Annotated in this window: 8 protein-coding genes and 1 tRNA gene; 6 read left to right on the top strand and 3 right to left on the bottom strand. The window is 39.2% G+C overall.

The genetic code is table 11. From position 1 onward, the window contains the following. Positions 1-33: 33 nt before the first annotated feature. Positions 34-1,809 (top strand): ABC transporter ATP-binding protein, encoded by a 1,776-nt coding sequence (locus tag FZC41_RS12910; protein WP_148567817.1) that lies wholly within the window; start codon positions 34-36, stop codon positions 1,807-1,809. Here FZC41_RS12910 and larE read toward each other — a convergent pair. Continuing rightward, positions 1,806-2,621: an ATP-dependent sacrificial sulfur transferase LarE gene (larE, locus tag FZC41_RS12915; protein ID WP_148567818.1), complete on the bottom strand. Its 816-nt coding sequence runs from the start codon at positions 2,619-2,621 to the stop codon at positions 1,806-1,808. The two genes, FZC41_RS12910 and larE, sit on opposite strands and share 4 nt — an antisense overlap. Positions 2,622-2,763: 142 nt before the next feature. On the opposite strand from larE, the gene FZC41_RS12920 reads away from it, so the two are divergent. Then, positions 2,764-3,498 (top strand): glycoside hydrolase family 25 protein, encoded by a 735-nt coding sequence (locus FZC41_RS12920; protein WP_148567819.1) that lies wholly within the window; start codon positions 2,764-2,766, stop codon positions 3,496-3,498. A 62-nt stretch (positions 3,499-3,560) separates the two neighbouring features. Here the strand turns inward: FZC41_RS12920 and FZC41_RS12925 are convergent, their stop codons facing one another. After that, positions 3,561-3,947: a desulfoferrodoxin family protein gene (locus tag FZC41_RS12925; protein ID WP_148567820.1), complete on the bottom strand. Its 387-nt coding sequence runs from the start codon at positions 3,945-3,947 to the stop codon at positions 3,561-3,563. 169 nt (positions 3,948-4,116) lie between these two features. On the opposite strand from FZC41_RS12925, the gene FZC41_RS12930 reads away from it, so the two are divergent. After that, positions 4,117-4,734: an NUDIX hydrolase gene (locus FZC41_RS12930; RefSeq protein WP_148567821.1), complete on the top strand. Its 618-nt coding sequence runs from the start codon at positions 4,117-4,119 to the stop codon at positions 4,732-4,734. An 83-nt stretch (positions 4,735-4,817) separates the two neighbouring features. On the opposite strand, the gene FZC41_RS12935 is transcribed toward FZC41_RS12930, so the two are convergent. After that, positions 4,818-5,525, bottom strand: a complete 708-nt coding sequence (locus tag FZC41_RS12935) for a hypothetical protein (RefSeq protein ID WP_148567822.1) — start codon at positions 5,523-5,525, stop codon at positions 4,818-4,820. A 206-nt stretch (positions 5,526-5,731) separates the two neighbouring features. Here FZC41_RS12935 and FZC41_RS12940 point away from each other — a divergent pair, with 206 nt between their 5' ends. From FZC41_RS12940 to FZC41_RS12950, 3 genes are all read left to right on the top strand, one after another. Next, positions 5,732-6,451: a gamma-glutamyl-gamma-aminobutyrate hydrolase family protein gene (locus FZC41_RS12940; RefSeq protein ID WP_148567823.1), complete on the top strand. Its 720-nt coding sequence runs from the start codon at positions 5,732-5,734 to the stop codon at positions 6,449-6,451. A gap of 174 nt (positions 6,452-6,625) precedes the next feature. Then, entirely contained in the window at positions 6,626-7,483 is an 858-nt protein-coding gene (locus FZC41_RS12945; protein WP_148567824.1) for a DUF2238 domain-containing protein, read from the top strand. 92 nt (positions 7,484-7,575) lie between these two features. Next, positions 7,576-7,652: transfer RNA gene (locus FZC41_RS12950), tRNA-Arg, on the top strand. Positions 7,653-7,828: the final 176 nt, after the last annotated feature.

Below are 7,828 nucleotides of genomic sequence, written 5' to 3' on the forward strand. Positions count from 1 at the left end.
AGACAATATAAAAATAGGAAAGGAAAAGAAAATTTGGAAAAACAACACAAGAATATTTATTTAATCAAGCGCTTTTTACCCTATTACAAAAAATACCGATGGATTCTGGCTCTGGATCTTTTTTGTGCCATGCTGACAACGGTTTGTGATTTGGTATTGCCACTGATCATTCGGTATCTTACCAATATGGGGATGAATGATCTTCAAGGGTTGACCATTAAAATCATTTTGTCCCTGGGTCTGTTTTATATGACACTGCTGATCATTGATGCAGTCGCCAATTATTTTACGGCGTACATTGGTCATGTGATGGGAACAAGAATTGAAACGGATATGCGACGGGATCTGTTTAGTCATTTCCAGAAGCTTTCCTATTCATTTTACAGCAATACAAAAGTCGGACAGCTGATTTCCCGTATTACCACTGATCTTTTTGATATCACTGAATTTGCTCATCATTGTCCGGAAGAATTTTTTATAGCAGGATTGAAGATTACAGTCGCGTTTATAATTTTAGGCAATATCAATATCTGGCTGACGGTGATTATTTTTATCGGATTTCCGTTGATGTTGATATCAACGAGCTATTTTAGAAAAAAAATGCGGGAAGCGTTTAAACGCGCCCGGGTACAAACCGGTGAAATTAATGCTCAGGTTGAAGATAATCTTTTGGGAATCCGGGTTGTTAAATCCTTTGCCAATGAAAAATTAGAAGAGGAAAAATTTGGCGTTGGCAACCGATTGTTTTTAAAAATAAAAAGGGAATCCTATCGCTATATGGCTGGATTCCAGGCGACCACACGCATATTTGATGGACTGATGAGTATTTTAGTGGTCGTGGGCGGATCCTTATTTATGATTAATGGAGCCATTAATCCGGGTGATTTTATCGCTTATTTATTGTATGTTACAACGTTGCTGGCATCCATTCGAAGAATTGTTGAATTTGCTGAACAATTTCAAAGAGGAATGACCGGAATTGAACGTTTTATTGAAGTGATGGATGAACCGCCGGAAATAACCGATGCTGAAAATGCCAAGGAACTGACTGAAGTCGTTGGCGATATAGCCTTTGAAAAAGTGAGCTTTAAATACTCAGACGGAATTGATGAGGTGCTTTCCAATATCGATCTTAATGTCACCCACGGACAGAATATCGCCATCGTTGGACCATCAGGGAGTGGTAAAAGCACCCTGTGTCATCTTATTCCGCGGTTTTATGATGTGACTGCCGGTCGTATCTGCATTGACGGACAGGACATCAAGGAGTTGAAACTTCACTCCCTGCGGTCTCAGATTGGGATGGTTCAGCAGGATGTTTATTTATTCTCGGGAACGATCCGGGAAAATATCATGTATGGACGGCCTGATGCCTCCGCTGAGGATGTGGAGCTTGCGGCGAAACAGGCGGGAGCTCATGATTTTATCATGAAACTGCCGGAACAGTATGATACTTATGTAGGGGAACGGGGTGTCAAGCTGTCCGGTGGGCAAAAACAACGGATCAGCATTGCCCGGGTATTCTTAAAGAATCCACCGATCCTGATTTTGGATGAAGCCACTTCGGCATTGGATAATGAAAGTGAACGAATCGTACAGGAATCACTTCAAAAATTGACAAAAGGGAGAACCACCTTCACCATCGCTCACCGGCTGACCACGATTCGGAATGCGGACATTATTCTGGTGCTGACGGATGAGGGCATCGTGGAACAGGGATCGCATGAGACACTCATCAAAAGCGAAGGCATCTATTACGATCTGTACCAGATGTACCGAGATCTGGATGAAATAAACGAGGAGTTTTAACCGTTCATATTTCCGCAGCCATACCCAGACAGATCCAAAGTGACCGTCTTAATACCCAGGTTTTTAAGGGTAGCCACCAATGTTTGGCGGTTTTCAATAATGGCATTGAAATCTTCGGGGGCGCATTCGATTTTTGCAGTATCGCCAAGTAAACGCAGACGATACTGGCTGAGTCCGATTGATTTGAGATAATCCTCGCCGGCTTCCACAGACTTAAGCGCCTCGGGTGTAATCCGGGTGTTGGTTGGAATGCGAGTTGCCAGGCAAGCCATGGCCGGTTTGGCAGCGGTGGGCAGACCGAAGTAAGCCGAAAGATCACGAATGTCCTGCTTTGTCAGGCCGGATTCTTTCAACGGACTGTAGATACCCAGTTCCCCAAGAGCGCGGATCCCAGGGCGATAGTCTTTCATGTCATCAAGATTGGATCCATCGAGAATGACGTTATAGCCATTTTCAATGGCCGCTTTTTTTATTTGGGTGAAAATAAATTTTTTACAGTGGTAGCAGCGATCAGGAGGATTTTTGACGAAATTTTCCAATGCGAAAACATCTGCTTCGATCACTAGCGGAGAGACACCAATTTCGTTAGCAAGGGCCTGAGCCTCGGCGAATTCAGAACGGGGAAGCATGGCGCCGTTAACGGTGATGGGCAATACTTTTTTACCGAGAACTTCGACGGCGGTTTTTAGCAATAGAGTACTGTCCACTCCGCCAGAAAAAGCGATGCAGACATTTGAAAAATCATTCAGGCATTCCTTTAAATGGGTGAGTTTAGCCTTAAGAACAGGGGATAAAGTTGTTTGATTAGCCATAGAATCTCCTTTAAAATGACGACTGATATTTAGCTTTTAGGAGCAGTCGATCTGTGAGTATATTATAACTCCTTAAATGGGTTTCCCGCCAGTTAATCTTTTGATATAATAGGTACTAAATAAAGAACAGGAGGACTAATGAATGAGCAAAAGAAAATTGATTTTATTGTTTGCCGGCATTGGGGCATTAATCCTCATTGCTTGTTTAATTTATGGTTGCACTAATTTGTATAATAACGACAATGGAAAAAACCATTATGTAAGAGGTGTCGATTTATCTGCTTATCAGGGGGTGATTGACTGGAAGACCCTGGCTGAACAAAATATTGATTTTGCCTATATCAAAGCGACAGAAGGTAATGATTATGTGGATACCCAATTTAAAACGAATTGGGAAGCAAGTCAGAAAACCGACTTAAAAGTAGGGGCTTACCATTTCCTGGATTATGATACCACGGGAAAAGATCAGGCAAATAATTTCATTGCAAATGTACCGGCATCAAAAGATAATTTGCCACCGGTCGTTGATCTCGAATTGTACGGTCAATATGACGAAAATCCGCTGCCAAAGGAACAGGCTAAGGTCATATTGAACGAGTTTCTGAAAGCACTTGAAGATCATTATGGTGTTAAACCGATTATTTATACTTCGCAACGAGTTTTCAACTTATATATCGGGACAGATTATACGGACTATAAAATTTGGATCGTCGATTTGGACAACAGCTGGCCGAAAACGCTTCCCAATGGAGGCTCATTTACATTCTGGCAGTATACCCAACGGGGCATTTTAGATGGATACGACGGAAATGAAACCTTTATCGATTTTGATCTTTACAAAGGCACTTACGCCGAGTTCCTGGACGAGTTTTTTTAGAAAATATTAAAAAAGAAGCGGCCTGAAAAGGCGGCTTCTTTCAAATTTGTAAAGTATTTAAATTATAGACTTGCTTTCCATAAACCATGAAGGTTACAATATTCATAAGCGGCAATCACTTTATCGCCAGGTGTTAGAGCGAATTCGATATGTGGTTTACCATCAACTGGTAAACATTTGCGCTGGCCACCTTGAGCTGTTTCCAGATATACCCAGGCGATGTGGTGTTCAGGTGTCATTGGATGCGGAACGCTTCCGATATCAACGCTGACCTTGTTACCGTCAACAGTAATGACTGGAACATGTTTTTCTTGAGCAGCATCAGTTGTGTTAGGAACAACTTCCGTCATAGGATCGCCGCAGCAAATCATTTGAACACCGGATTCATGGATCATACCAACAAAATTACCACAATGTTTACAGACATAAAACTTTGGTTCTTTACACATAATAGACCTCCTGAGTCATAATTGATGTTTTAAATATTCCCCAAAAATCGGAATTTAAACATCAATAGTTTAGATTAATTCTAATTTACATTATAACATAATATAAAAAAAAGAGAAGTCTCTTTTTTGAAAAATTTAAAAGGAGAGAAGCTACGCTTCAATTAGAGAAATGGAAAAACAATGGATCGTATGGGCAAGAGAGTTACAATCGATATCTCAATCTGGGTTAACATATTGTAAAAATGATTATGATTTAGATCGTTACAGAGAAATAGAAAAATTATCTCGGGAAATTATTGAAAAACACACCGAGGTCCCAAAAGAAGTAATTGAATCATATTATCAAAGTGAAGTCGGTTATTTAACACCGAAAGTTGATGTTCGTGGAGGTGTCATCGTTGATGATAAAATTCTTTTAGTTAAAGAAAAAATAGACGGTTGCTGGTCGCTGCCAGGCGGTTGGGCAGATGTGAATAGAACTCCGCAAGAAAATGTGATCAAGGAAGCTTTTGAAGAAGCCGGTGTTTTGGTAAAACCCACCCGGCTTGTGGGTTTGCTGGACCGCAGTAAATGGGTAGAGGATGCGTGCCCTTTTACAATTTATAAAATTTTAATGCTATGTGATTTACTGGAGGGCGATTTTAAAAAGAATACCGAAACCATTGAAAGTGGATTTTTCTCTTTAAACAATCTGCCGCCTCTTTCTTTAGGACGAACGACCGAAGAACAATTATCATTGTTCTTTAAAGCCCATCAAAATCCCGAGTTTTATCCGGTATACGATTAAAAATCGGCAAAAATAAGTGTGCCTCCAGCTATCGGACTTTTTATGTCGGGTAGCTGGAGGCGCTTTTTATTTTAGTGCTAAGCTTAAACCGCATAGATGAATTGAATTTCTTTACAACTAATTGGTGTTGTAAGTAAATTGGTAACAGCATCGAAGCCTTGGCTTTGCAGTGTTGTCTCGGTCGTTTTATTAATTGGAAGTGAACCGGAAACCATCGTCCCATCAGCATTAGCCGGGAAGAAATTTCCGGTTCCTCCTGAAAAAGCTGCATAGACACGATAAACGATATTGCCCGAAGCATCAGTGAAGGTATACATACCGGTTTGACCTGTTGGTGTGTAGAAGCTGAAAGGCAATTCACCTTGATAATTTTCAGGAGTTCCTGTTCCTGGATTAACTTTAGCGAGGGGAGAATTGCCTTCCTTTAATGATACAGAAATATTTTGACCATCTTTTACAAAATTTATTGGATAAAAACCCTCTTCCTGTAGGTGGGTTTGATCATTTAAAACTGATTTCTTTTCACCATAGGCATAGTATTCAACTTCGCCTTGTGTATTTGTGAAACCAAATATTGCGAATTGTGCTGTCATTGGGGTTTCAGGGGCATTGGGATCGGCATTGGTGATACTTAAGATGCAATCAAGATGCAGTCCGTTTGGAACCGTGGCTTCCATAGGAACTGACATTAAAGTGATATAAGTCTTTGAACCATCATCTTTAACACATCCGGTAAAAAATAATACAACAAAAGTGATAATTGTGATAATTAAAAATGTTCTCTTTGACATGCTTTATCTCCCGCTTTCTATAAGTTACATTTTATAATACTTTTTAGAGAATAGCAATCACGCTTTGGTCACAATTATGTCTAAGATTCTAACTTTGCTTGTGATTATGATGCTTTTCGTTTAAAATAATACGTATGGTATTTCAATGACAAAAGCAAGTGGAACTTCTCATTAAAATTAAGCATATAAATATGGAAGGAAATAGAATGAATCAGTACAAAAAACCATTAATTGGGGTTTTACCTCTATATGACAGCAACAAGAAATGTATCTGGATGTACCCCGGTTATACCGATGGAATTACAACAGCAGGAGGCATACCGGTGATCTTGTCACTGTTAAAAACGCAGGATGACATTGAAGAAATCGCTGATCGATTAGACGGATTTCTTTTTAGCGGTGGCAAGGATATTGATCCGCAATATTACGGAGAACCAGTATTGGAATATTGTAATGAAATAAACCCTCCGTTGGATAGCCTAGAAATGAAGTTGCTGAATGCAGTTATTGCAAAAAACAAACCCATATTTGGAATCTGTCGAGGACTGCAATTAATAAATGTTTTTTTTGGTGGGAGTCTTTATCAAGACATTAATATCCAAATGGACCGCGAGCAACCAATCCTTCATGAACAAGAAAATAATTTTGAGTATCCGGTTCATGATATAAGCATTCTAAAAAACACCCGACTGAACGATATTATCTGTGCTGAAAGAATTCGGGTTAATAGTATGCATCACCAGGGCATTTCAATTTTATCACCTCGAGTACTTGCAACAGCTTATAGTGATGATGGACTGATAGAAGCCATTGAGATACCGGAGATAGATTTTGGAATTGCAGTGCAATGGCATCCCGAGTTTCTTTGGCGTGAAGATGAAAATACTTTGAATCTATTTAAAGCCTTCATTGATGCTTCACGGTAAAAAAATTAGTTCGGCAGCACTCTGATATTTTAATCCTATTAACAAAAAATATGAAATCATTTAAAAATAATTGCTTGTAGTTATAATTTATGTGAACAATTATTATATATTTGTAAACAAAAGATGATTAATGTTATAATGCAATAAATATATTAGAAATGAAAGTGATGTTTAATGAATAATAAGGAAAATAATAAAACAAGTTGGATCATACAGCTTGTTAAAGATTTTAAGAAAGAAGCCAGAGAGAATAAAATTAAGACCTTTGTTTATATTTCATTGAGGATTTTCGTAGTGATTGTCCTTATTGCCGAGGCTTATGATAACAATTATAACAATGTTTTTCTTTGTGTTTTAACGCTCATATTGTTTATGATTCCTTCGGTTCTAAATAAACGACTGCATATCGTGTTGCCAAATACTCTTGAGATTATTGTACTCTTATTTATTTTTGGCGCTGATATTTTAGGAGAAATCAACTCGTATTATCTTATTTTTCATCAATGGGATGACATTCTCCATATCATAAACGGCTTTCTATGTGCGGCCATTGGATTTTCCATGATTGATATTTTGAATCGAAATGAAAAAGTGAAGTTTTCTCTTTCTCCTGTTTTTGTTGCGTTTGTTGCTTTCTGCTTTGCAATGACAGTTGGTGTAATGTGGGAGTTTTTTGAATTTGGTATGGATATATTGTTTCATACAGATATGCAGAAAGACACGATTCTGCCGGCCATCAGTTCGGTTATTCTAAATCCTACCGGAGCAAATGTAGCGGTTACTTTGCCGATACATGATATAGTTGTGAATGGAGTAACCTGGGATTATGGCGGATACATCGACATTGGTTTGTATGATACCATGAAGGACTTGTTTGTAAATTTTATTGGAGCAGTGGTCTTTTCAGTTATCGGTTATTTTTATATTACTAAGCGAAGTAAAGGGAATTTTGTGAAAAGATTTATACCGCGACGCAAAACAGAAGATGAAATTCTGGAAGAACGTGAACACAACAAACTGCGGCATCATTAAAAAATAAATAAAAAAAGCTTTTCAAAAAAATTTCACTGTGCTATAATATAACTCGTGGCCAACGGAAGTATCCCTGGCCACGATATTATTGGGCGCCCGTAGCTCAGCTGGATAGAGTGTTCGGCTACGAACCGAGAGGCCGTGGGTTCGAATCCCGCCGGGCGCACCATTTTTCGCATAGCAAAGCCATTTATAAGGAAACTTATAAATGGCTTTTTTAAGTGCGCCCGGCATGGACGCAATCTAACGGGTGAAAGTCCCGAGTACAGGTAGGTAGTGCCAAGTGCATAGCTTAAGGCAAGGGTGTCCCCGGCGACGGGGAATCTGAAGGAAGCCGGCGGCAAA

This window comes from Acetobacterium paludosum, from assembly GCF_008086595.1.
Taxonomy (GTDB): Bacteria; Bacillota; Clostridia; order Eubacteriales; family Eubacteriaceae; genus Acetobacterium; species Acetobacterium paludosum.